This window comes from Streptomyces sp. SM1 (genome assembly GCF_002910825.1).
Classification (GTDB): Bacteria; Actinomycetota; Actinomycetes; order Streptomycetales; family Streptomycetaceae; genus Streptomyces; species Streptomyces okerensis.
In genome coordinates this window covers 1-21846 of record NZ_NEUB01000737.1, presented here as the reverse complement: position 1 = coordinate 21846, position 21846 = coordinate 1, and the positions used below count along the sequence as shown (strand labels likewise).

The following is a 21846-nucleotide window of genomic DNA, read 5'->3' as shown; positions in this document are numbered from 1 at the left end:
GGTCCGGGCAGACGCATCGGTGCCGCCGCGGCCGGTCCGGCTTCATCGCGGCAGCACCGGGAGGAGATGAGCGACGGGCGAGGGCCCACCGGCACTGCGTCGGCCGGTGGGCCCTCGCCCGTCAGAGGGCGGTTACTGCTGGATCTCGGTGACGCCGGATTCGGTCAGGACCCTTGGGGTCGATCCCCGATCCGGCGTCCGTGAGGTCGGCGGACGGCTTCACGGACGCCGGTGGTCTTGCCGGGCCGGTGTGCCGAACTGTGCGAACGGCGTGCGGCTAGCCGATGACGATGTCGCAGTCGGCCCTGCCCCGGGCGGCGATGTCGGCGAAGTCCGCCTGGACGGCGGGGTCGTACGCCGCCGAGCTGATGCTGCGGGTCGTGTTGCCGGGTACGGCCTTCTTGCCGGTCGTGTGCGTGACCTCCGCCGCGTCCCACGTCAGGTCACAAGTCCAGTGGAAGGTGCGGACGAGCAGATTCGAGTTGTGCGCGTTCCCCGCGATCGACCAGTTGCCGTCCGACTTGACCACGAAGGAGACGGTGCCGCTGACGTCGCGGCTGCTGTCGCTCGTGGCGAACGTGATCGACTGGCCGTCCGCCGCCACCGTCTTGGTGGTGTCGTTGGCCTGCGCCGGAAGCGTTCCCAGCAGCAGGGAGCCCAGCCCGGCCCCCGTCGCGATCAGCAGCGACAGCCCCCGACGAGTCCGGTCCCGGCCGGACGTCCTGGTGTTGTCGAGTCGCATCTTCTGTCCTTCTCTCTCTCGTGTGTCCCGTGTCTGAGGTAAGTGCCGGACCGGGGGAGATGCCCCCACCACTGCTCCTCGGCCTGGCACCGCTCAAGCATCGGGTTCGCCGGGGGTCCAAGACTTGATGGAGGTCTGAGGCTCCTCTGAGGGTGGGCTGAGGACGGTCTGAGGGCGCTTCTCTCAGTGGCGAGCCGGTTTGACGGGGCGCGCGTGAGCACCACGTCCGGCGAACCGGGCGCCAACGGGGACGGGGTGGGGGAGGCTGCCGGGATGTTCGCTTTGTGCGCTGCAGGCCGCGCCCTGAGCACCAGCAACAGCAGACGGCCGGAGATCGCGCAGCCCGTACGCGGGCCGGCGCGGGCACGCCCGGGGAATCAGGCCGAGCAGCTCTGGGGACAGCCCTGGCAGGGCTCCGGCAAGGAGATTCGGACGCAGGCGTCCCAGGGGAGATCGCGCGGCCGCTGACTCCTTCGCCCCGCGCGCCAGGTCGCCGGGACCGACGTCATCAGCCCGAGTGGCTGATGACGCGGTCACGACCGTCCGGGTGCTGGCAGCGGCCGGCGACGCCTCGGCTGCCGGATTCCGAGGCCACGCGGCTCACTCGGTCAGGAAGGCGTCGATGTGCGACAGGAACTCGTCCCAGGCCGGTTCGAACGCGGTGAGCAGGTGACTGCGGCTCTTGAGCAGGACCAGCCGGCTGTCGGGAATCAGTGCGGCCAGCTCATTGGCCTGCGAGACCGGCACCCGCTCGTCGTCCCGGGAGTGGAGGATCAGCGTCGGACAGGCCACCTTGTGGGCGATGTCAGACACGTCGATCCGGGCGAACTCCTCAAGGAAGCGGACCCCGTTGGACGGCGAGGTCGTCTGCCGCTGCAAAGCGGTGAACTCGTCCCAGTCCTCCGGTGTGCCATCGGGCAGGAACTGGGAGGCGAAGACCCGCAGAAATCTGGGGTTCTGGTGGATCCATCCCACCCGGGCCACATCCAGGTCGAGGGCCGCCTCGGCGCCCTCGGTCTCACTTCGGGCCCGGACCTGCCGTCCTCGGGCGTAGGCCCCGGCGAGAATCAGCCGACTCACCCTCTCCGGATAGCGTACGGCATAAGCGACCGCCACCGCACCACCCTGTGACACCCCGAGCAGAGGGAACCTGTCGAGCCCCACGGCCTCGACCACGGTCTCCAGGTCGTCGACCCAGTCCTCGAACGTGAAGCGCGGCACCACCCAGTCGGAGAGGCCGCACCCGCGCTCGTCGTAGCGGATCAGCCGACGGTTGCGGGCGAGCCCTCTCAGCCAGTGCGACCACACCGGAGTCGTCCACTCCAGGCCGAGATGGGACATCCAGTTGGCCGCCTTGAGCAGCGGCGGGCCCGCGCCGACGGCGGCATACGCGATGCGCGTGCCGTCACCTGCCCGGCAGAACCGAATGGTCTGACGATCGGCGCCGAGCGGCCCACCGACCTCCGCCGACTGCACACCGGCCTCTGTGCCGGGGCCGACGGGCGGCGCCCCCGCCCCGACGGCTGTCGCCTCAGCCACGAACTGGTAACCCCGCCGGTGCACCGTTCTGATCACCTGCTGCCGACTGCCGGTGTCATCCACGGCCAGCCGCGCGGTCCGCAGCGCCGTGGTGAGCGCGGCCTCGCTGACGAAACGGTCCCCCCACACCTCGTCGAGCAGCTCGGTCTTCGGCACCACGCGGTCACGGTGCTCGACCAGATGTCGCAGCAGGTCCAGGGCCCGGGGCTCGACGTGGGCCGGTTCACCGGCCCGCCGGAGCTGGTGCCGAGCCATGTCCAGCTCGTACTCACCGAAGCGATACATGTCCCCCTTCACCTTTGCAGCGTACAACTCCCTCCTATCTGCGTACACATGAACGAGTGACAGCCACGCCGACATACAGCCGGCCACGGACACCTGGCCCGCGTCGCAGGCAGGACGCCGCTTGAGGTGACCGGGAAGGCGGAGCCGTGCCCGAACGGAAACCGGGATCCCGCAGCGCGTCCCATCAAGGCCCTCCGACGGCGTGCATGCACTCGCGGTGCACTTGCACACCTGCACGGTCCGGCGGGCCGTCTCCGCCGACGACAGGAGCCGTCCTACAGGACATCGGTCGTGATCCCGTGGACGGCAGAGGCCGAGGAAGCCATGGGTGCACTGCTGTCTGCCTGGGCGGCCACATAGACGACGGCTCCCCCGGACCTGCTCGTGGGCATGCCAGGCGAGACGAAGCCGTCCTGGTGCTCATGGAAGCCGTATCTCAACCGAACGTGATCTCTTGATTTCTGCTGGTCAGGCACGGTCTCGCTCGGCGTGCGGGAGGCATTCCGACGTCTTGTGTCCGCTTGATGGTCGAGGGGTGCGCGGTGGCGTCGGTGCTGGAGGAGCGGGAGGCGGCTGCCCGTGTGCCGGTGGAGGACCTGCGGGAGGAAGTCGCGCGGCCGGCTGAGGTGTTGGAGGCCGCGGAGATCGAGCTGGACCGGCGGGTGATCGCGCGGGAGGAGCTGGTCGAAGCCCTGGCTGTGTCCGCCGCCGAGACGACTTCCTTGACCGAGGCGGAGCAGGAATCGGTGCCCTCAGTCAAGACGGCTCTTCAGCTCGTCGAGGGTTGCACACGGCAGGCTCCGTTCCCCTTCCAAGAGGAACCGGCATCACCATCACGCGCTGCACCGGCAGCGGTACCTCCGCGACGATGTGGTCGATCTCAGCGCGATCCCGTTCATGGTCCTCGGTGACGACGAACTTGAACCACGCCTTGCCCGTGTCGCGTAGGGCGGCGAGGACCGCCGGCTTGTATCGCTTGGACAGCCGGTTCCCGCTGTTCGCCGGCTTCGGCGACACGTTGTACTGCATGACGACGGAGTCGAACGCGGCGGTCGGCGGGATCGTGCCGGCCGTCTCGATGTGCCTCGTTGCCCCGGCCGCGCAGCTGCTGTTGCACGGGAATCAGGGCCTGCTGCTGCATCATCGGCTCGCCGCCGGAGACAACGATGATGGTCGGACGCGTCTGGATGTCCCACAACTTCCGCAGACCGGACAGGACGTCGTCCGGCATCATGAGTTGCAGGCCGTACGCCGGGGCGTCCCGGTCGTAGCGGTGCCCACTGCGGGTCTTCGCCGCCTTCTCGTCGGTGACCGCACACGTATATGGGGTGTAGCAGAACGTGCGTCTACTGCTTCGCCCGCAGGACCCACAGCTGTCTCGACCTCGACACCGGGCTCGGCTTCGACAGCCAGATCGTGGTCAAGGTGAACGCGCCCGAGCTGCTGCGCCGCCGGCTGTCGTCCCGGAGCTGGCAGGGCGAGCACATCGCGATGGGGACGAACGTCGACTGCTACCAGCGCGCGGAGGGCCGCTACCGGCTGATGCCGGGCATCCTCGCCGCCCTGCGCGACCACGCGAACCCGTTCTCGATCCTCACCAAGGGCACGCTGATCCTCCGGGACCTCCCGCTGCTGCGCCAGGCCGCCGAGGTGACCGACGTCGGCGTCTCCGTCTCGGTGGGTTTCACTGACGAGACGCCGTGGCACGCGGTGGAGCCGGGCACACCGGCCCCCGAGCGGCGGCTGGACGTGGTCCGGGCGCTCGCCGGGCAGGGCATCGGCTGCGGGGTGCTGATGGCCCCCGTGATCCCGTTCCTGAGCGACCGCCCGGACCAGCTGCGGGCGACCGTGCGGGCCGTGGCGGGCGCCGGCGCCACCTCCGTCACCCCACTGGTGCTGCATCTGCGGCCCGGCGCCCGCGAGTGGTTCATGTCCTGGCTGGAACGGCACCATCCGCACCTGGTCGCCCGCTACGCACGGCTGTACGCGGAGGGGGCGTACGCGCCGAAGTGGTACCAGCGCCGGATCACCCGTCAGGTGCACGAGCTGGCCGGGGAGTACGGCATCGGCCCGGCCCGCGCGGGCATGCCCCGGCGGGTCCGGCCGGCCGAGGTCACGGATCCTGCCGGGCCCACCGGGCAGCCGGGGGCCGAGCCGACCCAGCTGACGCTTCTCTGAGCGCATCCGGGGGCATCCGGCGGCCCGATTGGGTCAACAATTGATGGAACACGTTCATACGGGGCCCCACATCGGGACGATGCCGCGTGGGCCGTGAGCCTCGCGGCCCGCAGCACCTCCGTCCTGGGAGGACCCCCATGAGAAAACGCGCAGCCGTGCTGTGCGGTGCCGCCGTCGTCCTGGCCGGGAGCGTCACGGCCGTCCCCGCCGAGGCCGGCACTCCGCGCGCCGCGGAACCCGTCCACACCGCGAAGCCCGCGTGGAAGAAGTGCGGCACCGACGACTACCCGAGACTTCAGTGCGCCTCCGTCCAGGTGCCGCTCGACCACTCCGACCCCACCGGGCGGACGATCACGCTCGCGCTGTCCCGCGTCCCGCACACCGCGAAGAAGTACCAGGGGCCCCTGCTGGTGAACCCGGGCGGCCCCGGCGGCAGCGGACTGACGCTGGCCGGGTTCGTGGCGTCGTCGCTGCCGGCGAAGGTGGCCGCCCAGTACGACGTCATCGGCTTCGACCCGCGCGGGGTCGGCGCGAGCGAGCCCGCGCTGAACTGCGCGCCGGACCACTTCGGCCCGGTGCGCCCCGACCCGGTGCCCGCGTCGCCCGAGGTGGAGCGGGCGGGGCTGGAGCGGGCGAAGTCCTTCGCCGAGGCCTGCGGCAGGAAGTACGGCGATGTGCTGCCGCACATCAACACGGGTGCCACGGTGCGCGACATGGACGTGATCCGGCGGGCCCTCGGCGCGAAGCGGATCAACTACTTCGGCTACTCCTACGGCACCTACCTGGGCACCGCCTACGCCAAGCTGTTCCCGCAGCGGGTACGGCGGCTGGTCCTGGACTCGGTGGTCGACCCCACCGAGGTCTGGTACGACGCCAACCTGAACCAGAACCACGCCTTCAACGACCGCCACCGGGCCTTCATGGACTGGGTGGCCAAGTACGACTCGGCGTACCGTCTCGGCACCGACGCGGAGAAGATCGAGGTCAAGTGGTACGCGATGCGCGCGGAGCTGAAGAAGGAGCCGGCGGGCGGCAGGGTGGGCGCCGCCGAACTGGAGGACACCTACATCCCGGGCGGTTACTACAACGGCTACTGGCCGTATCTGGCGGAGGCGTTCGCGTCCTACGTGAACGACGGGGACGCCGGGCCGCTGGTCGAGGCGTACGAGAACTTCGGCTCGAACGACGCCTCCGGGGACAACGGCTACAGCGTCTACACGGCCGTCGAGTGCCGGGACGCCCCGTGGCCGCGTGACTGGGCGCAGTGGCGCAAGGACAACTGGGAGATGTACGAGCGCGCCCCGTTCATGGCCTGGAACAACGCCTGGTACAACGCGCCGTGCGCGTTCTGGCCGACGGAGTCCCTGCGTCCGGAGCGCGTCAACGGCAACAACGACCTGCCGCCCGCGCTGCTGTTCCAGGCGACGGACGACGCGGCGACGCCGTACCACGGCGGTGCCACCGTCCACCGGCTGCTGACGAAATCCGCTCTGGTGGTCGAGTCCGGCAGCGGCAACCACGGCATCACGCTGAGCGGGAACGCCTGTCTGGACCGGCATCTGGCGGCCTATCTCGCGGACGGGACCGTGCCACGCGGAGGCCGGGGCGAGGCCGACGCGGTGTGCGCGGCGCTGCCCGATCCGAAGCCGCTGACGTCGAAGGCGGCACCGAGCACGGCCCGCGGCTCGACCCTGCACGGCCTGCTCGGCTTCCGGGGCTAGAGCCAAGGCCGTGAAGTTTGCGGTTGGGGCAGGTCGTCAAGGGCCGGTGGCCGTGAGGATGTCGATGCTGGTGGTGTAGCTGGTGCGGTTGATGCGAGGGCCGCGGGCCTGGTACTTGGAGATGGCGCGTTTGACGAGGCGGGGGCTGACCCGTAGCCGCCGTGTCGGCAGCGGGTCTGCCAGGACGTGTCGCCCGATGGTGCCGGCCAGATCGATGACGCTGTCGGCGATGACACCCGCGGCCAGGACGACCTGGTCGCGGGCAGTCTGCCAGGCGATGGAGAAGCTGGCCCGGTCCGGGTCGGTGCCCGGCCGGGTGCCGGCCGCGTCCGCCATCGCGGTCCGCAGCAGCTGATAGACGACCAGCAGGGCGTATATCTCCTGGTCGATGCCCTCGGGGGTGCGGGCCCGCAGGACACGGCCCCCAAGGATGGTCGACTTCAGTTCCAGGTAGGCCGTCTCGATCTCCCAGCGCTGGTGATAGAGGGCAGTCAGCTCCGCCGCCGGGTGACGGTGGTGGCCGAGCAAAGTGGTGGCCAGCCGGTAGTGACCGGTGTGCTTCCCGGCGGCGGTGGTGACGGTGATCTCGCAGTCGATGACACGGACACGCAGCTCGCCGAGCGTGGAGAGGTGGGAACCGTCGGGGAAACGGGCCAGGACCGGCATCCTGCGGCCGCTCTTGAGCCGGACCAGGACCTCGGCACCGGTGGCCGCGATGTCGGCCAGCAGACCCTTCGCGCCGAAGTTGCGGTCTGCCAGCAGGATCATTCCCGGCCGCAGGCTGGGCACCAGACGCGGAGCGTAAGTGGTCTCACCCGCTGTGGTGGGGTTGAACACCACGTCGATCAAGGTCCGCGTGCCACAGGCGACCAGAGCAAGTAGACGCAGTTGCGGGTATCCGGTCCCGCCGTGATTGCCCGCCTGCTTGGTGAACCTGCGCAGGACAGCGGGGGCGTCGGGGACCGTCATGGTGGTGCCGTCGAGCGCGACCACCAGAAGACCGCGCCAGCGGGACCCCGGACCGTGCGGGGTCGACGCCGGTCCGCGCAGCAGGTCGAACAGCCACCGCAGTGGCTTGCCACCGAGGCGTCGGCGGGCCTGGGCGAGCGCGCTGGCTGTCGGCACCGCCACCGGCAGGCCGCCCAGCGACCCGGTGAGCTTGCGCCACACACCGGGGTATCCCGTCTCCGGGAACAAGCAGGCAGCCAGGATCAGGTAGACCACAACCCGGGAAGGCAGATCCCGAACCCGGGACTGCACGGACCTGGTCACCCTCAGCGCCTCGTCGACCGTCTCGAAGGGCACCAGCTGGGTGAGCTCACCGAGATGACCAGGCGCAAACCGGCCTCCAGCCACCGTGACGACACGCGTGATGGCACACTGTTCGGACAGCGGAGCCTCCGGTCTTTGTGAACGGCTTGTCTTGGTCGACTGCCAGTTCTACCGGGGCTCCGCTCTTCATGTCCGGCGAAACCGCCGCCTACTGCCCTCTGGACAACCCCACCCCACCCATAACTTCACGGCCTTGCGGCTAGAGCCGGGGCCGTGGACCGTCACGACGGTGCCCGTCGGCACATGGCCGACGGGCACCTGAGGGCAATGTGACGAGCCGTCGGCCGTGGGCCTCAGGCCGTCGGGACGTACTTCGGGTCGGGGCCGTACTTGTCGCCGGCCCGGTTGCCCTCGGTCGCCGGGAAGACGATGAGGACGATCACGCCGACCAGCGGGATGAGGGCGATGGAACACCACCAGCCCGAGCGGCCCGTGTCGGGGAGGCGGCGGACGGTGACGCCCAGGTTCGGGAGGAGGACGGCGAGGCCGTGGATCGGGCCGACGGGTCAACAAGTCACCTGGCCTGTGCTGATCCGTTGTCCACAGGCGGATTCACGCCAACGTCCAGGACGGGCACGGGACAGGAGCGGCACGTGTCCCGGCGGTCGGCCGGAGCCCGACGGGCACGCGGTCCCGCGGTCCTGAAGTTCCGTCGGGGACGGGACGTCGTACCCGTGGTCCATGATGAGCGCATGAGTCACCTGACCCGCGTCCCCGCCCCCTGTCCGCGGCGTTGCCCGGCCGAGATCGAGACCCACGCGGTGACCGGCTCATGAGCGGCCTGCTGCTGCGGCCCATGACCGCCGGTGACTGCGAGGGCGTGGCCACGATGCGGATCCGCGGGTGGCAGCACGCGTACCGGGGTCTCGTCCCGCAGTCCCACCTCGACGGTCTCGACATCGGGGCGGACGCCGAGCGGCATCGCGCACGCCTACTGGCGAACGACGGCAGCGTGGTCAGCCTGGTCGCCGAGGCGGAGGGCGGCGAACTCGCGGGATGGGCCGCGTTCGGTCCGTACCGGGACGGCGAGGTGCGCACCGGGGACGCCGAGTTGTACGCCCTCTATCTGCCTCCCGAGCGCATCGGCCGAGGTGTGGGACGGACCCTGCTGACCGAGGCGGTCCACCGCTGCGCCACCGCCGGCCACCGGAGCATGTACCTGTGGGTCCTGAGGGACAACACCCGCGCCCGCCGTTTCTACGAGCGCGCGGGGTTCGGCGCGGACGGTGCGGAGGAGCCCTTCGAGGTGGACGGGGTGGCGGTGCCCGAGGTCCGGTACGTGAAGGACCTCGCCGGCTGACGGGTCCGGCAGGCCCGCCCGCGGCGTTGCCGTCGGTTGCCGACGCCCCGCGCCGGCGCCCCACTCCCCCTTCCCTTGTCCCGCCTTGTCCCGCCGGACAGGCCTAGCGCTGTCCGGGGATCCGGCCCCGGCCGGCCCCCTGCCGGGGAATGCGGGCCAGGGCGTGCACCGCCGCTTCTGCCAGCGGCGGGTGGGCGAGGGCCTCGTTGAGCACGGGTTCGGCGCGCGGGTCGCCGAGTTCGCCCAGTCCCTCCACGCAGGCGAGGGCGACCCGGCGGTAGGGGTCGTGGGGGCGCAGCCGGCGTCGCAGGGTGGTGATCAGGGCCGGTACGGACTCGGGGGCGCGCAGTCCGGCGAGCAGACGGACGGGGTGCAAAGCGTAGGCGACGCGGAGTTCGTTGGTGGCGAGGGCGGCGGCGGCGCGGGCGGTGCGCGGGTCTCCGAGGCGGGCGAGGGCGTGGGCGGCGGAGGCGCAGCGCGGCGGGTCACGGTGGTTGAGGAGGAGGACGAGCGCTTCGAAGGCCCGCCGGTCCCCGGCCACTCCCAGCCGGAACGCGGCCAGTTCCCGTGCCCACAGCGGCTGTCCGGGCGCGGTGAGGACAGCGGCCAGGGTGTCGGGGTCGTCGGTGTCCAGGAGACGGCCGTACGCCGCCGATCCGCCCGACTCCTTGCGTAAGCGCTCCGTGAGCGATCGCAACTCTTCGTCCATGTCCCAGAGGTTAGAGGCCGGACGCCGCGCACGGGACGTACATCACAAACCCGGGGACTGGCGCGCTCGTTACCCGCGAGTTAATCTCAGACGAGCGGGTTACCCACTCGCTACCCTCCTCACGGCGGTCTGGTGACGCGGCCGCAGTGAGTCGCAGTCGGTTCGGTACCCCGTGTACCGCAGTACGGCTCGGCCCCGGGACAGGGCCGGTCGGATCCACCGCCGTTCTCTCGGCGGCACCGGGCGTGTGCGCTCGCAGCCCGGTCCACACCCGCATCCCGCACGCACCCGGTGCGCCTTCCGGCGCACCCGGGCGTGTCTCCCGTCGTCACCCTCATTCCTGGAGTCCCGCGATGGCCACTCCCCAGTCCGACACTCCCCTGTCCCCGCTCCGGACCGTCGCCGTGGTCGGCCTCGGCACGATGGGCACCGGCATCGCCGAGGTCCTGGCCGCGGCCGGCCGCGACGTCGTCGGCATCGACATCGGCGAGGCCCAGACGGCGAAGTGCGTCGCCGCCCTGGAGGCCTCGACCGCCCGCGCCGTGGAGCGCGGCCGGCTCACCGAACCGCAGCGCGCGGACCTCCTCGCCCGCGTCACCACCTCCACCGCGCTCTCGGCCGCCGCCGACGCCGACCTGGTGATCGAGGTGGCGCCGGAGTCGTACGAGATCAAGCACCAGATCTTCCGCGAGCTCGACGGCATCGTGCGGCCGGAGACCATCCTGGCGACCGGTACGAACGCCCTGTCCGTCACCCGGCTCGCCGCCGACTCCGCCCGCCCCGAGCGGGTGCTGGGCATGCACTTCTTCAACCCGGCGCCCGCGATGAAGCTGGTGGAGGTCGTCTCCTCGGTGCTGACCGCACCCTCGGCCGTCACCGCCGTCACCGACCTCGCCCTGGACCTGGGCAAGGAGCCCGTGGCGGTCGGTGACCGGCCCGGATTCGTCGCCGACGGCCTGCTGTTCGGCTATCTCAACCAGGCCGCCGCGATGTACGAGGCCAACTACGCCTCGCGTGAGGACATCGACGCCGCGATGCGGCTGGGCTGCGGTCTGCCGATGGGCCCGCTGGCGCTGCTCGACCTGATCGGCGTCGACACCGCGCGGACGGTCCTGGAGGCCATGTACGCCGAGTCCCGTGACCGGCTGCACGCCCCGGCCCCGGTGCTCAAGCAGCTCAGCGAGGCGGGCCTGACCGGCCGCAAGGCGGGGCGCGGTTTCTACACGTACGAGGAGCCGGGCGGCGGCACGGTCGTGGCCGACTCCCTCACCCCGCGCGAGGACGGGTCCGCGACCGCCGGCCGCACGGTGCGTTCGGTGGGTGTCGCGGGCTCGGGCACGATGGCCTCCGGGATCGCCGAGGTGTTCGCCAAGGCGGGCTACGAGGTGGTCCTGGCCGCCCGCAGCGAGGAGAAGGCACAGAGTGCCAGGGCCCGGATCGGGAAGAACCTGGCGCGCTCGGTCGACAAGGGCCGGATGACCGCCGAGGCGGCCGCCCAGACGCTGGAGCGGGTCCGTCCGACGGGTACCTACGACGACTTCGCCGACGTGGATCTCGCGGTGGAGGCGGTGGCCGAGGACCTGGAGGTCAAGCGGCAGCTGTTCGCCACGCTGGACAAGGTCTGCAAGCCGGGCGCGGTGCTCGCCACCACCACCTCCTCCCTGCCGGTGATCGCCTGCGCCCGTGCCACCTCGCGTCCGCAGGACGTGATCGGCATGCACTTCTTCAACCCCGCGCCGGCCATGAAGCTGGTCGAGGTGGTGCGTACGGTGCTGACCGCCGACGACGTCCACGCCACCGTGCGCGAGGTCTGCGGCACGATCCGCAAGCACGCCGTGGACTGCGGTGACCGGGCCGGGTTCATCGTGAACGCGCTGCTGTTCCCGTACCTGAACAACGCGATCAAGATGGTGCAGGAGCACTACGCCTCCCTCGACGACATCGACGCCGCGATGAAGCTGGGCGGCGGCTACCCGATGGGGCCCTTCGAGCTGCTGGACGTCGTCGGGCTGGACGTCTCGCTCGCCATCGAGAAGGTGCTGCACCGCGAGTTCCGCGACCCGGGGCTGGCCCCGGCGCCGCTGCTGGAGCATCTGGTGGCCGCGGGCTGCCTCGGCCGGAAGACCGGCCGTGGCTTCCGCGAATATGCCAAGCGCTGAGGCGCGCCCCGGCGACTGGTTCGAGGGCCGCGCCGAGTCGGGCGGCACGGAACGGGGCGGCGCGGAGTGGGGCGGGCTGCTCGGCCCCGACCGGTTCGCGCCGTCCGCCCCCGGTGCCCCTCCCCCGCCCGCCGAGGGCGGGGGAACCCCCTCTCACGCGCATCGAGCTGCGCCCATGCAGTACGTTCAGGGCATGTCCCAGCCCGCCAAGTCCGCACGTACGTCAGCCACGACCGAGCCGCCGGAGAGCGCCGCCGGCTCCCGTGCCGCCGCCCAGCGGCTGAAAATGCGCCGGGAACTGGCGGCCGCCGCGATGGAGCTGTTCGCGACGAAGGGGTACGAGGCCACCACCGTCGACGAGATCGCGGCCGCCGCCGGGGTCGCCCGCCGCACCTTCTTCCGCCACTTCCGCTCCAAGGAAGAGGCGATCTTCCCCGACCACGACGACACCCTGGTGCGTGCCGAGGCGGTGCTCAACGCCGCTCCCGCGCACGAGCATCCGCTGGACACGGTGTGCCGTGGCATCAAAGAGGTCATGAAGATGTACGCGGCGCGGCCGGAGATCTCCGTCGCCCGCTACAAGCTGACGCGCGAGGTGCCCACCCTGCGCGAGGCCGAGATCGCCTCGGTGGCCCGCTACGAGCGGCTTTTCACCCGCTATCTGCTCGGCCACTTCGACGAGCACGCGCACGACGACGACGCCAACGACGATCCGCTGCTGGCGGAGGTCGCCGCGTCCGCCGTGGTCACCGCGCACAACCACGTGCTGCGGCGCTGGCTCAGGGCGGGCGGTCAGGGCGAGGTGGAGGCGCAGCTGGACCACGCCTTCGCGATCGTCCGCAAGACGTTCGGCAGCGGCATCATGGCGGGCCGGCACACCGCGCCGCCGAGGCCGCCGGCCGCGTCGGCGCACGGCGAGGTCCTGGTGACGGTCGCCCACGTGGACGCCCCGCTGCACGAGGTGATGCGGACCATCGAACAGGCGCTCAAGGAGCGCTGAACGAGAGCTCTCCCCGGCGCCGGGTAAGCGTGCGAGGCGCACGCCGAGAGGCGCACGCCGAGAGGCGCTCGCCACTGTGATGACGGCCACCCTGCGGGGTGGCCGTTTTGCCATGTCAGAGCCCCTTTTCGCCCGCGTCCGGGGCGCCATACGATCGATCATCGCTCATCTGATGGGTAAAGACTTCACCTGAGCCCAGGTTCTGACACTCAGTGCCTTGCGAGCTGACACGGCGTGCCATACGTTGAAGGAGTCCGGGCGAGTCCCGGCGGGCCCACCGCCCGCACGTCCGGACGCCTGCGTCACAGGCAACCTCCCGCGCACACCAAGCGCTGCCGAAGCACCACCGCCGAACCGACGGCACCCCCCTCGACCCTCAGCAGCACACCGACGTAACCCTCAGCGCCCCTCCCTCAGGGCGCTCATCGCCGGAGGCAACACCGTGACCGTCAAGGACATCCTGGCCGCGATCCAGTCGCCCGACTCCACGTCGGAGGACTTCGCCGCCCTGCCGCTTCCCGAGTCGTATCGCGCGATCACCGTGCACAAGGACGAGACGGAGATGTTCGCGGGCCTCGAGACCCGCGACAAGGACCCCCGCAAGTCGATCCACCTCGACGACGTGCCGCTGCCCGAGCTCGGCCCGGGCGAGGCCCTGGTGGCCGTCATGGCCTCCTCGGTCAACTACAACTCGGTGTGGACCTCGATCTTCGAGCCGCTGCCGACCTTCGGGTTCCTGGAGCGCTACGGCAAGCTCAGCGAACTCACCAAGCGGCACGACCTGCCGTACCACATCATCGGCTCCGACCTCGCCGGTGTCGTGCTGCGCACCGGCCCCGGCGTCAACGCCTGGCGGCCCGGTGACGAGGTCGTCGCCCACTGCCTCTCCGTCGAGCTGGAGTCCAGCGACGGCCACAACGACACGATGCTCGACCCCGAGCAGCGCATCTGGGGCTTCGAGACCAACTTCGGCGGCCTGGCGGAGGTCGCGCTGGTGAAGTCCAACCAGCTGATGCCCAAGCCCGACCACCTCAGCTGGGAGGAGGCCGCCGCCCCGGGCCTGGTCAACTCCACCGCGTACCGGCAGCTGGTGTCCCGCAACGGCGCCGGCATGAAGCAGGGCGACAACGTCCTCATCTGGGGCGCGAGCGGCGGACTCGGCAGCTACGCCACCCAGTTCGCGCTGGCCGGCGGCGCCAACCCGATCTGCGTCGTCTCCAGCGACCAGAAGGCGGAGATCTGCCGGCGGATGGGCGCCGAGGCGATCATCGACCGCAACGCCGAGGGCTACAAGTTCTGGAAGGACGAGAACACCCAGGACCCGCGCGAGTGGAAGCGGTTCGGCAAGCGCATCCGTGAACTCACCGGCGGCGAGGACGTGGACATCGTCTTCGAGCACCCGGGCCGGGAGACCTTCGGCGCCTCGGTGTACGTCACCCGCAAGGGCGGCACCATCGTCACCTGCGCCTCCACCTCGGGCTACAACCACGAGTACGACAACCGGTACCTGTGGATGTCGCTGAAGAGCATCATCGGCTCGCACTTCGCCAACTACCGCGAGGCCTGGGAGGCCAACCGGCTGGTCGCGAAGGGCAAGATCCACCCGACCCTGTCGAAGGTGTACTCCCTGGAGGACACCGGCCAGGCCGCCCACGACGTGCACCGCAACATGCACCAGGGCAAGGTCGGCGTGCTGTGCCTGGCGCCCGAGGAGGGCCTGGGGGTGCGCGACCACGAGAAGCGCGCCAAGCACATCGACGCCATCAACCGCTTCCGCAACATCTGAGGGCCGGAAGATGACAGAGCGCCAGAAGGACCGTCCGTGGCTCATGCGCACGTACGCCGGTCACTCCACGGCCGAGGCCTCCAACGAGCTGTACCGCCGCAACCTCGCCAAGGGACAGACGGGTCTGTCGGTCGCCTTCGACCTGCCGACCCAGACCGGCTACGACTCCGACCACATCCTCGCCCGCGGCGAGGTCGGCCGGGTCGGGGTGCCGGTGGCCCATCTCGGTGACATGCGCCGGCTGTTCCAGGACATCCCCCTGGAGCAGATGAACACCTCGATGACGATCAACGCCACCGCCATGTGGCTGCTGGCGCTCTACCAGGTCGTCGCCGAGGAGCAGGGCGCGGACATCACCCGGCTCCAGGGGACCACCCAGAACGACATCGTGAAGGAGTACCTGTCCCGGGGGACGCACGTCTTCCCGCCGGGCCCGTCGCTCCGCCTCACGACGGACATGATCGCGTACACGGTCTCCCACCTCCCCAAATGGAACCCGATCAACATCTGCAGCTACCACCTGCAGGAGGCCGGGGCCACGCCGGTGCAGGAGATCGCGTACGCGATGTCCACCGCCGTCGCGGTGCTCGACGCCGTGCGCGACAGCGGCCAGGTGCCGCAGGAACGCATGGGCGACGTGGTCGGCCGCATCTCCTTCTTCGTCAACGCGGGCGTCCGCTTCGTCGAGGAGATGTGCAAGATGCGCGCCTTCGGCCGCATCTGGGACCAGGTCACCCGGGAGCGGTACGGCATCGAGAACCCCAAGCACCGCCGCTTCCGCTACGGCGTCCAGGTCAACTCCCTCGGCCTGACCGAGGCCCAGCCGGAGAACAACGTCCAGCGGATCGTCCTGGAGATGCTGGCCGTCACCCTCTCCAAGGACGCCCGCGCGCGGGCCGTCCAGCTGCCGGCCTGGAACGAGGCCCTGGGCCTGCCCCGCCCGTGGGACCAGCAGTGGTCGCTGCGCATCCAGCAGGTCCTCGCCTACGAGAGCGACCTGCTGGAGTACGACGACATCTTCGAGGGATCGAAGGTGATCGGGGCGAAGGTGGAGGAGCTCGTCGCGGACTCGCTCGCGGAGATGGAGCGCATCGAGGAGATGGGCGGCGCGATGGCCGCCGTCGAGTCGGGCTACCTCAAGTCCCAGCTCGTCTCCTCGCACGCCGCGCGCCGCGCCCGGATCGAGTCCGGTGACGAGAAGATCATCGGTGTGAACGCCTTCGAGGGCACCGAGCCGAACCCGCTGACCGCCGATCTGGACACCGCGATCCAGACGGTCGACCCCGCGGTGGAGGCCCGGGTCATCGCCGCGCTGCAGAACTGGCGCGACACCCGCTACCAGCCGCCCTTCAACCACCCGCGTCCCTGCAAGGCGCTGGAGAGGCTGAAGGAGGCCGCGAAGGGCACCGCCAACCTCATGGAGGCCACCCTGGAGTGCGCCCGCGCCGGTGTCACGACCGGCGAGTGGGCCGGGGCGCTGCGCGAGGTGTTCGGCGAGTTCCGGGCACCGACCGGCGTCTCCTCCGCCCCGGTGGCGGTCACCGCCGAGGCCGGCTCGGCCCTGTCGGAGGTCCGCCGCAAGGTGGACCGGACCGCCGGGGACCTGGGCGTCGGCAAGCTGCGCTTCCTGGTCGGCAAGCCCGGCCTGGACGGCCACTCCAACGGCGCCGAGCAGATCGCCGTACGGGCCCGCGACGCCGGGTTCGAGGTGGTCTACCAGGGCATCCGGCTCACCCCGGAGCAGATCGTGGACGCCGCCCTCGCGGAGGACGTGCACGCGGTGGGCCTGTCCATCCTGTCCGGCTCGCACGCGCAGCTGGTGCCGGACGTACTCGAACGGCTCCGTGTGGCCGGTGCCACAGACATTCCGGTGATCGCCGGTGGCATCATCCCCAGCGGTGACGCCGAACAGCTGCGGGCCGCCGGAGTCGCCGCGGTCTTCACCCCGAAGGACTTCGACATCACCGGGATCATCGGCCGCATCGTCGACGAGATCCGCACCGCGAACAAGCTCGACCCCCTGGAGGTCCCCGCATGACGGCCCACCCGTCGCCCGCCACCGCCCTTGCAACGGGCGGCTCCGCCGCGCCCCTTTCCTTCAACCGCCTTCGCCCCCGGCGCTCCTGCCTGGCGGTACCGGGCTCGAACCCGCGCTTCCTCGAGAAGGCCCAGGGCCTCCCCGCGGACCAGGTCTTCCTGGACCTGGAGGACGCCTGCGCGCCGCTCGCCAAGCCCGAGGCGCGGCACACCATCGTCAAGTTCCTCAACGAGGGCGACTGGACCGGCAAGACCCGCGTCGTGCGCGTCAACGACTGGACCACCGAGTGGACGTACCGGGACGTGGTGACGGTCGTCGAGGGCGCCGGCCCGAACCTCGACTGCATCATGCTGCCGAAGGTCCAGGACGCCCAGCAGATCGTCGCGCTCGACCTGCTGCTGACGCAGATCGAGAAGACGATGGGCTTCGAGGTCGGGAAGATCGGCATCGAGGCGCAGATCGAGAACGCCCAGGGCCTGAACAACGTCAACGAGATCGCGCAGGCCTCCCCGCGCGTCGAGACCATCATCTTCGGCCCGGCCGACTTCATGGCGTCCATCAACATGAAGTCCCTGGTCGTGGGCGAGCAGCCGCCCGGCTACCCGGCGGACGCCTACCACTACATCCTGATGAAGATCCTGATGGCCGCCCGCGCCAACAACCTCCAGGCGATCGACGGCCCCTACCTGCAGATCCGCAACGTGGACGGCTACCGCGCGGTCGCCCAGCGCGCCGCCGCGCTCGGCTTCGACGGCAAGTGGGTGCTGCACCCGGGCCAGGTCGAGGCGTCCAACGAGATCTTCTCGCCGTCGCAGGAGGACTACGACCACGCCGAGCTGATCCTGGACGCGTACGAGTACTGCACGTCCGAGGCCGGCGGCAAGAAGGGCTCGGCGATGCTCGGCGACGAGATGATCGACGAGGCCAGCCGCAAGATGGCGCTGGTCATCTCCGGCAAGGGACGCGCCGCCGGCATGCAGCGCACCAGCAAGTTCGAGATCCCGGAGGGCTGAGCGCCATGCAGTTCGGACGCACCTACGAGGAGTTCGAGGTCGGCGCGACGTACAAGCACTGGCCGGGAAAGACGGTCACCGAGTACGACGACCACCTGTTCTGTCTCCTCACGATGAACCACCACCCGCTCCACATGGACACCAACTACGCCGAGAAGACGACGGACTTCGGCAAGAACGTGGTGGTCGGGAACTACATCTACTCGCTCCTTCTCGGCATGTCCGTGCCCGACATCTCGGGGAAGGCGATCGCCAACCTGGAGATCGAGTCGCTCAAGCACGTGGCGCCGACCTTCCACGGCGACACGGTGTACGGCCAGACGACGGTGCTCGACAAGTGGCCGTCGAAGTCGAAGAACGACCGCGGGATCGTGTACGTCGAGACCAAGGGCTACAAGCAGGACGGCACGCTGGTCTGCGTGTTCCGCCGCAAGGTGATGGTGCCGACCGAGACGTACATCAAGGAGCGCGGCGGTGAGCAGCCCGGCCGCCCGCCCGTCTCCCACCACCACCCTCAAGGGGCGCCCCTGCGGGGCGACACCCCTGATTCCGAGCTCAGGGAGCAGGAGAAGTAGTCATGAGCCGTCTCGCCCAGACCGCCGGTCTGACGGACATCCAGCAGGAGATCCTCTCCACCGTCCGCGGCTTCGTGGACAAGGAGATCATCCCGGTCGCCACCGAGCTGGAGCACCGTGACGAGTACCCGCAGAGAATCGTCGACGGACTGAAGGAACTCGGTCTGTTCGGCCTGATGATCCCCGAGGAGTACGGGGGTCTGGGCGAGTCGCTCCTCACCTACGCCCTGTGCGTGGAGGAGATCGCCCGCGGCTGGATGTCGGTCTCCGGCATCATCAACACGCACTTCATTGTGGCGTACATGCTCAAGCAGCACGGCACGCAGGAGCAGAAGGACCACTTCCTGCCGCGCATGGCGGCCGGCGACATCCGCGGCGCCTTCTCGATGTCGGAGCCGGCCCTCGGCTCCGACGTGTCGGCCATCACCTCGAAGGCGGTGAAGGACGGCGAGGAGTACGTCCTGAACGGCCAGAAGATGTGGCTCACGAACGGCGGCACGTCGTCGCTGGTGGCCGTACTGGTGCGAAGTGACGAGGGTCACCCCGAGGGCACGGCGCCGCACAAGTCGATGACGACCTTCCTGGTGGAGAAGGAGCCGGGCTTCGGCGAGGTCCGCCCCGGCCTGACCATCCCCGGCAAGATCGACAAGATGGGCTACAAGGGCGTCGACACCACCGAGCTCATCATGGACGGCCTGCGGATTCCCGCCGACCGGGTGCTCGGCGGGGTCACCGGCCGGGGTTTTTACCAAATGATGGACGGCGTCGAGGTCGGCCGGGTCAACGTGGCGGCCCGTGGCTGCGGCGTCGCTCAGCGTGCCTTCGAGCTCGGTGTCCAGTACGCCCAGCAGCGTCACACGTTCGGCAAGCCGATCGCCCAGCACCAGGCCATCCAGTTCAAGCTGGCCGAGATGGCTACCAAGGTGGAGGCCGCGCATGCGATGATGGTGAACGCGGCACGCAAAAAGGACTCCGGAGAACGAAACGACCTTGAAGCAGGGATGGCGAAGTACCTCGCCTCCGAGTACTGCAAGGAGGTCGTGGAGGACGCCTTCCGGATCCACGGCGGCTACGGCTTCTCCAAGGAGTACGAGATCGAGCGCCTCTACCGTGAGGCGCCGATGCTGCTGATCGGTGAAGGCACCGCCGAGATCCAGAAAATGATCATCGGGCGTCGACTGCTCGAAGAGTATCGATTCCAGGGCTAGATGTCCGGGTACGGGGTGTTTTCTTGGAGGAGAGGGTCACACCCCGTATGCACTCTTCAGCCGTCGACTTGGCTGCCTGGCTTACCCAGTTGTCGCCCGGAGCCGCTACGATCGCCGGAAAGCCGCCGTCCCCCGCAGTTGCGCGGCATCATCCGCTACGAAGGTCATCCATGCCCCACAGCCAAACCTCTGCACTTCGCGACAGCCTCGCCGGCGTACGCCTCGCGCGCGGAGCCTCGCCGTGGCTTCTGCCGACCGTCGCCACCGCAGCCGTCAGCCTGCTCCGCTCCCGCCGCTCGGGTGCCGCCAAGGCCGTCGCCGTCCCCGCCACCGCCCTGGCGGCGGGAATGCTGTGGTTCTTCCGCGACCCCGAGCGCGAGATCACCCAGGGCAGGGCCATCTCGCCCGCCGACGGTGTGGTGCAGAGCATCATGCCCTGGAAGGACGGACGTACCCGCGTCGCGATCTTCATGAGCCCGCTCAACGTCCACGTGAACCGCGCCCCGCTGGCCGGCACGGTGACGTCCGTCGAGCACATCCCCGGTGGCTTCGTTCCCGCCTTCAACAAGGAGAGCGAGAACAACGAGCGGGTGGTGTGGCACTTCGACACCGAGCTCGGTGACATCGAGATGATCCAGATCGCGGGCGCGGTGGCCCGCCGCATCGTCCCGTACGTGCCGCAGGGCACCAAGGTCGAGCAGGGCGAGCGCGTCGGTCTGATCCGCTTCGGCTCACGCGTCGACATCTACCTGCCCGAGGGCGTGGAGGTCGACGTCGAAGTGGGTCAGAAGACCGTGGCTGGGGTGACTCGCATTGACCGTGGTTGATCCCGAAACCCAGGCCGGCTGGGTGCCCGAGGCCGACGAGGCGGACGACGAAGAGAAGATGCCCCTCTCGCTCCGCCTGTCGATAGCGGACACCCTCACCCTCGGCAACGCCACCTGCGGCTTCATGGCGGTGTACTTCACCACCACCGGCATCCTGATCCCGCACCTCTCGGGTGACGATTCGGGCATGGCCCGCAACAGCGCGGCCACGGCAGTGATACTGATGCTGTGCGCGGCCGTCTTCGACCTGTTCGACGGCCTCGTCGCCCGCAAGCTGCGCTCGTCGCCGATGGGCGCCGAGCTGGACAACCTCTCCGATCTGATCAGCTTCGGTCTGGCGCCCGCGTACTTCGTACTGGTGTACGGCATGGTCGCGAGCGACGCGCACGAGCGGGTCGCGGCGGTGGGCGCGATCGTCGTGCTGTTGGCGGTGGTGCTGCGGCTTGCCCGCTTCTCGTGCGTCACCGTGAAGGACGGCACGTTCCAGGGCATGCCCTCGCCGTTCGGAGCCCTCACGGTCGTCTCGATCGTGCTGCTCGAGCTGCCGTTCGAAGCGACGCTGCTGGCGGTCGTCGGCACTGCGTGGCTGATGGTGAGCCGGGTCGAGTACCCGAAGCCGCGGGGCGTCCTCGCGGTGGCGATGCTCTCCTGGATCGTGCTCAGCATGGGCCTGCTGGCGGCCTGGGCGTTCGACGCCCCGAGCGGTCAGCTGCTGCTGCAGACCGGTTGCGCGCTGCAGCTCGTGATGGGCGCGGTGATCCCGCTGTTCGCCATGGCGCGCCGGATGAACACCTTCCGTGACAATCGGCGCGAGAGCCGTGAGGCGCGGGCGGCGCAGCTGCCGTAGCGCTGCCGCTGTGCATGGGCCCCGGACCCCGGTCGGGTCCGGGGCCCGCTTCTTTGCGAGCAGGCCCGCCCCACCAGCCCGTCCGGCGATCGAGGACGAGGCCCGTCCAGGGCCGAAGGGCGTCCAGGGCCGAAGGGCGTCCAGGGCCGAAGGGCGTCCAGGGCCGAAGGGCGTCCAGGGCCGAAGGGCGTCCAGGGCCGAAGGGCGTCCAGGGCCGAAGGGCGTCCAGGGCCGAAGGGCGTCCAGGGCACAGCCCCGGGGACGATGCGGGCCCCCGCGAGCGACGTCGAGAGTGGGGAAGGTCGGCGGGGGCGAGAGGAACTCAGCTCAGGAAGTCCCGCGCGATCCGCTCAGCCGTCCGCTCCAGGATCGGCCCCGCCTCCGCGATGCACGTCGCGACATCCGGCTCGAGGTCCGTCAGGGCGTACGCCCACCGGATCCCCGCCCGCCCCAGCGCCTCCGGCGGCAGCGCCAGCCGCCCGCACACCGCGATGACCTCCTTGCCCGCCGCCCGCGCCGCGGTGGCGACCCCCGCCGGCGCCTTCCCGTGCAGGGTCTGCTCGTCCAGGGACCCCTCACCGGTGATC

General features: G+C 70.1%; 18 protein-coding genes and 1 pseudogene. 12 read left to right on the top strand and 7 right to left on the bottom strand.

The genetic code is table 11. The features are described 5' to 3' along the window. Positions 1-277 precede the first annotated feature (277 nt). From B9S61_RS21585 to B9S61_RS40965, 3 genes are all read right to left on the bottom strand, one after another. The gene (locus tag B9S61_RS21585; RefSeq protein ID WP_103543735.1) at positions 278-742 is read right to left on the bottom strand and encodes a hypothetical protein; all 465 of its coding nucleotides are present in this window, start codon (positions 740-742) and stop codon (positions 278-280) included. Positions 743-1342: 600 nt separating this feature from the next. Beyond that, entirely contained in the window at positions 1343-2566 is a 1224-nt protein-coding gene (locus B9S61_RS21575) for an alpha/beta fold hydrolase (RefSeq protein WP_181007470.1), read from the bottom strand. A 756-nt stretch (positions 2567-3322) separates the two neighbouring features. Beyond that, complete coding sequence (locus B9S61_RS40965; protein WP_181007469.1) at positions 3323-3595, bottom strand: hypothetical protein; 273 nt, start codon at positions 3593-3595, stop codon at positions 3323-3325. A gap of 291 nt (positions 3596-3886) precedes the next feature. Here B9S61_RS40965 and B9S61_RS21565 point away from each other — a divergent pair. Both B9S61_RS21565 and B9S61_RS21560 read left to right on the top strand, forming a co-directional pair. Next, positions 3887-4744, top strand: a pseudogene (locus tag B9S61_RS21565) (radical SAM protein); the annotation flags it as partial. Positions 4745-4881: 137 nt separating this feature from the next. Then, positions 4882-6465 carry an alpha/beta hydrolase gene (locus B9S61_RS21560; protein ID WP_103543732.1) on the top strand — a complete coding sequence of 528 codons (1584 nt, stop codon included), beginning with the start codon at positions 4882-4884 and terminating at the stop codon, positions 6463-6465. A 36-nt stretch (positions 6466-6501) separates the two neighbouring features. On the opposite strand, the gene B9S61_RS21555 is transcribed toward B9S61_RS21560, so the two are convergent. Beyond that, entirely contained in the window at positions 6502-7821 is a 1320-nt protein-coding gene (locus B9S61_RS21555) for an IS4 family transposase (protein ID WP_103543731.1), read from the bottom strand. A 269-nt stretch (positions 7822-8090) separates the two neighbouring features. Then, on the bottom strand, positions 8091-8291 hold the full coding sequence (locus B9S61_RS21550; RefSeq protein WP_103543730.1) for a DUF805 domain-containing protein: 201 nt from the start codon (positions 8289-8291) through the stop codon (positions 8091-8093). 278 nt (positions 8292-8569) lie between these two features. Between B9S61_RS21550 and B9S61_RS21545 the strand changes: the two genes are divergently transcribed. Further along, positions 8570-9097 (top strand): GNAT family N-acetyltransferase, encoded by a 528-nt coding sequence (locus B9S61_RS21545; RefSeq protein ID WP_258039776.1) that lies wholly within the window; start codon positions 8570-8572, stop codon positions 9095-9097. Positions 9098-9200: 103 nt separating this feature from the next. Here the strand turns inward: B9S61_RS21545 and B9S61_RS21540 are convergent, their stop codons facing one another. Next, positions 9201-9806, bottom strand: a complete 606-nt coding sequence (locus B9S61_RS21540) for an adenylosuccinate lyase (protein WP_103543729.1) — start codon at positions 9804-9806, stop codon at positions 9201-9203. Between the two features lie 353 nt (positions 9807-10159). Between B9S61_RS21540 and B9S61_RS21535 the strand changes: the two genes are divergently transcribed. From B9S61_RS21535 to pssA, 9 genes are all read left to right on the top strand, one after another. Next, positions 10160-11965, top strand: coding sequence for a 3-hydroxyacyl-CoA dehydrogenase family protein (locus B9S61_RS21535; protein ID WP_103543728.1), 1806 nt, complete (start codon positions 10160-10162; stop codon positions 11963-11965). A 193-nt stretch (positions 11966-12158) separates the two neighbouring features. After that, on the top strand, positions 12159-12965 hold the full coding sequence (locus tag B9S61_RS21530; RefSeq protein WP_103543741.1) for a TetR family transcriptional regulator: 807 nt from the start codon (positions 12159-12161) through the stop codon (positions 12963-12965). A gap of 442 nt (positions 12966-13407) precedes the next feature. Continuing rightward, positions 13408-14751, top strand: coding sequence for a crotonyl-CoA carboxylase/reductase (gene ccrA, locus B9S61_RS21525; protein WP_103543727.1), 1344 nt, complete (start codon positions 13408-13410; stop codon positions 14749-14751). Positions 14752-14761: 10 nt separating this feature from the next. Then, positions 14762-16789, top strand: coding sequence for a protein meaA (locus tag B9S61_RS21520; protein ID WP_103543726.1), 2028 nt, complete (start codon positions 14762-14764; stop codon positions 16787-16789). Next, positions 16786-17802: a CoA ester lyase gene (locus tag B9S61_RS21515; RefSeq protein ID WP_103543725.1), complete on the top strand. Its 1017-nt coding sequence runs from the start codon at positions 16786-16788 to the stop codon at positions 17800-17802. Before B9S61_RS21520 ends, B9S61_RS21515 begins: the two co-directional genes overlap by 4 nt. Before the next feature lie 5 nt (positions 17803-17807). Then, positions 17808-18377, top strand: coding sequence for a MaoC family dehydratase (locus tag B9S61_RS21510; protein WP_103543724.1), 570 nt, complete (start codon positions 17808-17810; stop codon positions 18375-18377). Between the two features lie 2 nt (positions 18378-18379). Further along, the gene (locus B9S61_RS21505; protein WP_103543723.1) at positions 18380-19585 is read left to right on the top strand and encodes an acyl-CoA dehydrogenase family protein; all 1206 of its coding nucleotides are present in this window, start codon (positions 18380-18382) and stop codon (positions 19583-19585) included. 170 nt (positions 19586-19755) lie between these two features. Next, positions 19756-20412: a phosphatidylserine decarboxylase gene (locus tag B9S61_RS21500; RefSeq protein WP_103543722.1), complete on the top strand. Its 657-nt coding sequence runs from the start codon at positions 19756-19758 to the stop codon at positions 20410-20412. A gap of 22 nt (positions 20413-20434) precedes the next feature. Continuing rightward, positions 20435-21259, top strand: a complete 825-nt coding sequence (gene pssA / locus B9S61_RS21495; RefSeq protein ID WP_103543740.1) for a CDP-diacylglycerol--serine O-phosphatidyltransferase — start codon at positions 20435-20437, stop codon at positions 21257-21259. 322 nt (positions 21260-21581) lie between these two features. On the opposite strand, the gene B9S61_RS21490 is transcribed toward pssA, so the two are convergent. Next, positions 21582-21846 (bottom strand): glycerate kinase (locus tag B9S61_RS21490; protein ID WP_146064913.1); only part of this gene is annotated, 265 nt, incomplete at its 5' end.

Coding starts and splice junctions, on each gene's coding strand:
- B9S61_RS21585 (WP_103543735.1), bottom strand. CDS start 742: ATGCGACTCGACAACACCAGGACGTCCGGCCGGGACCGGACTCGTCGG.
- B9S61_RS21575 (WP_181007470.1), bottom strand. CDS start 2,566: ATGTATCGCTTCGGTGAGTACGAGCTGGACATGGCTCGGCACCAGCTC.
- B9S61_RS40965 (WP_181007469.1), bottom strand. CDS start 3,595: ATGCAGTACAACGTGTCGCCGAAGCCGGCGAACAGCGGGAACCGGCTG.
- B9S61_RS21560 (WP_103543732.1), top strand. CDS start 4,882: ATGAGAAAACGCGCAGCCGTGCTGTGCGGTGCCGCCGTCGTCCTGGCC.
- B9S61_RS21545 (WP_258039776.1), top strand. CDS start 8,570: ATGAGCGGCCTGCTGCTGCGGCCCATGACCGCCGGTGACTGCGAGGGC.
- B9S61_RS21540 (WP_103543729.1), bottom strand. CDS start 9,806: ATGGACGAAGAGTTGCGATCGCTCACGGAGCGCTTACGCAAGGAGTCG.
- B9S61_RS21535 (WP_103543728.1), top strand. CDS start 10,160: ATGGCCACTCCCCAGTCCGACACTCCCCTGTCCCCGCTCCGGACCGTC.
- B9S61_RS21530 (WP_103543741.1), top strand. CDS start 12,159: ATGTCCCAGCCCGCCAAGTCCGCACGTACGTCAGCCACGACCGAGCCG.
- B9S61_RS21520 (WP_103543726.1), top strand. CDS start 14,762: ATGACAGAGCGCCAGAAGGACCGTCCGTGGCTCATGCGCACGTACGCC.
- B9S61_RS21515 (WP_103543725.1), top strand. CDS start 16,786: ATGACGGCCCACCCGTCGCCCGCCACCGCCCTTGCAACGGGCGGCTCC.
- B9S61_RS21510 (WP_103543724.1), top strand. CDS start 17,808: ATGCAGTTCGGACGCACCTACGAGGAGTTCGAGGTCGGCGCGACGTAC.
- B9S61_RS21505 (WP_103543723.1), top strand. CDS start 18,380: ATGAGCCGTCTCGCCCAGACCGCCGGTCTGACGGACATCCAGCAGGAG.
- B9S61_RS21500 (WP_103543722.1), top strand. CDS start 19,756: ATGCCCCACAGCCAAACCTCTGCACTTCGCGACAGCCTCGCCGGCGTA.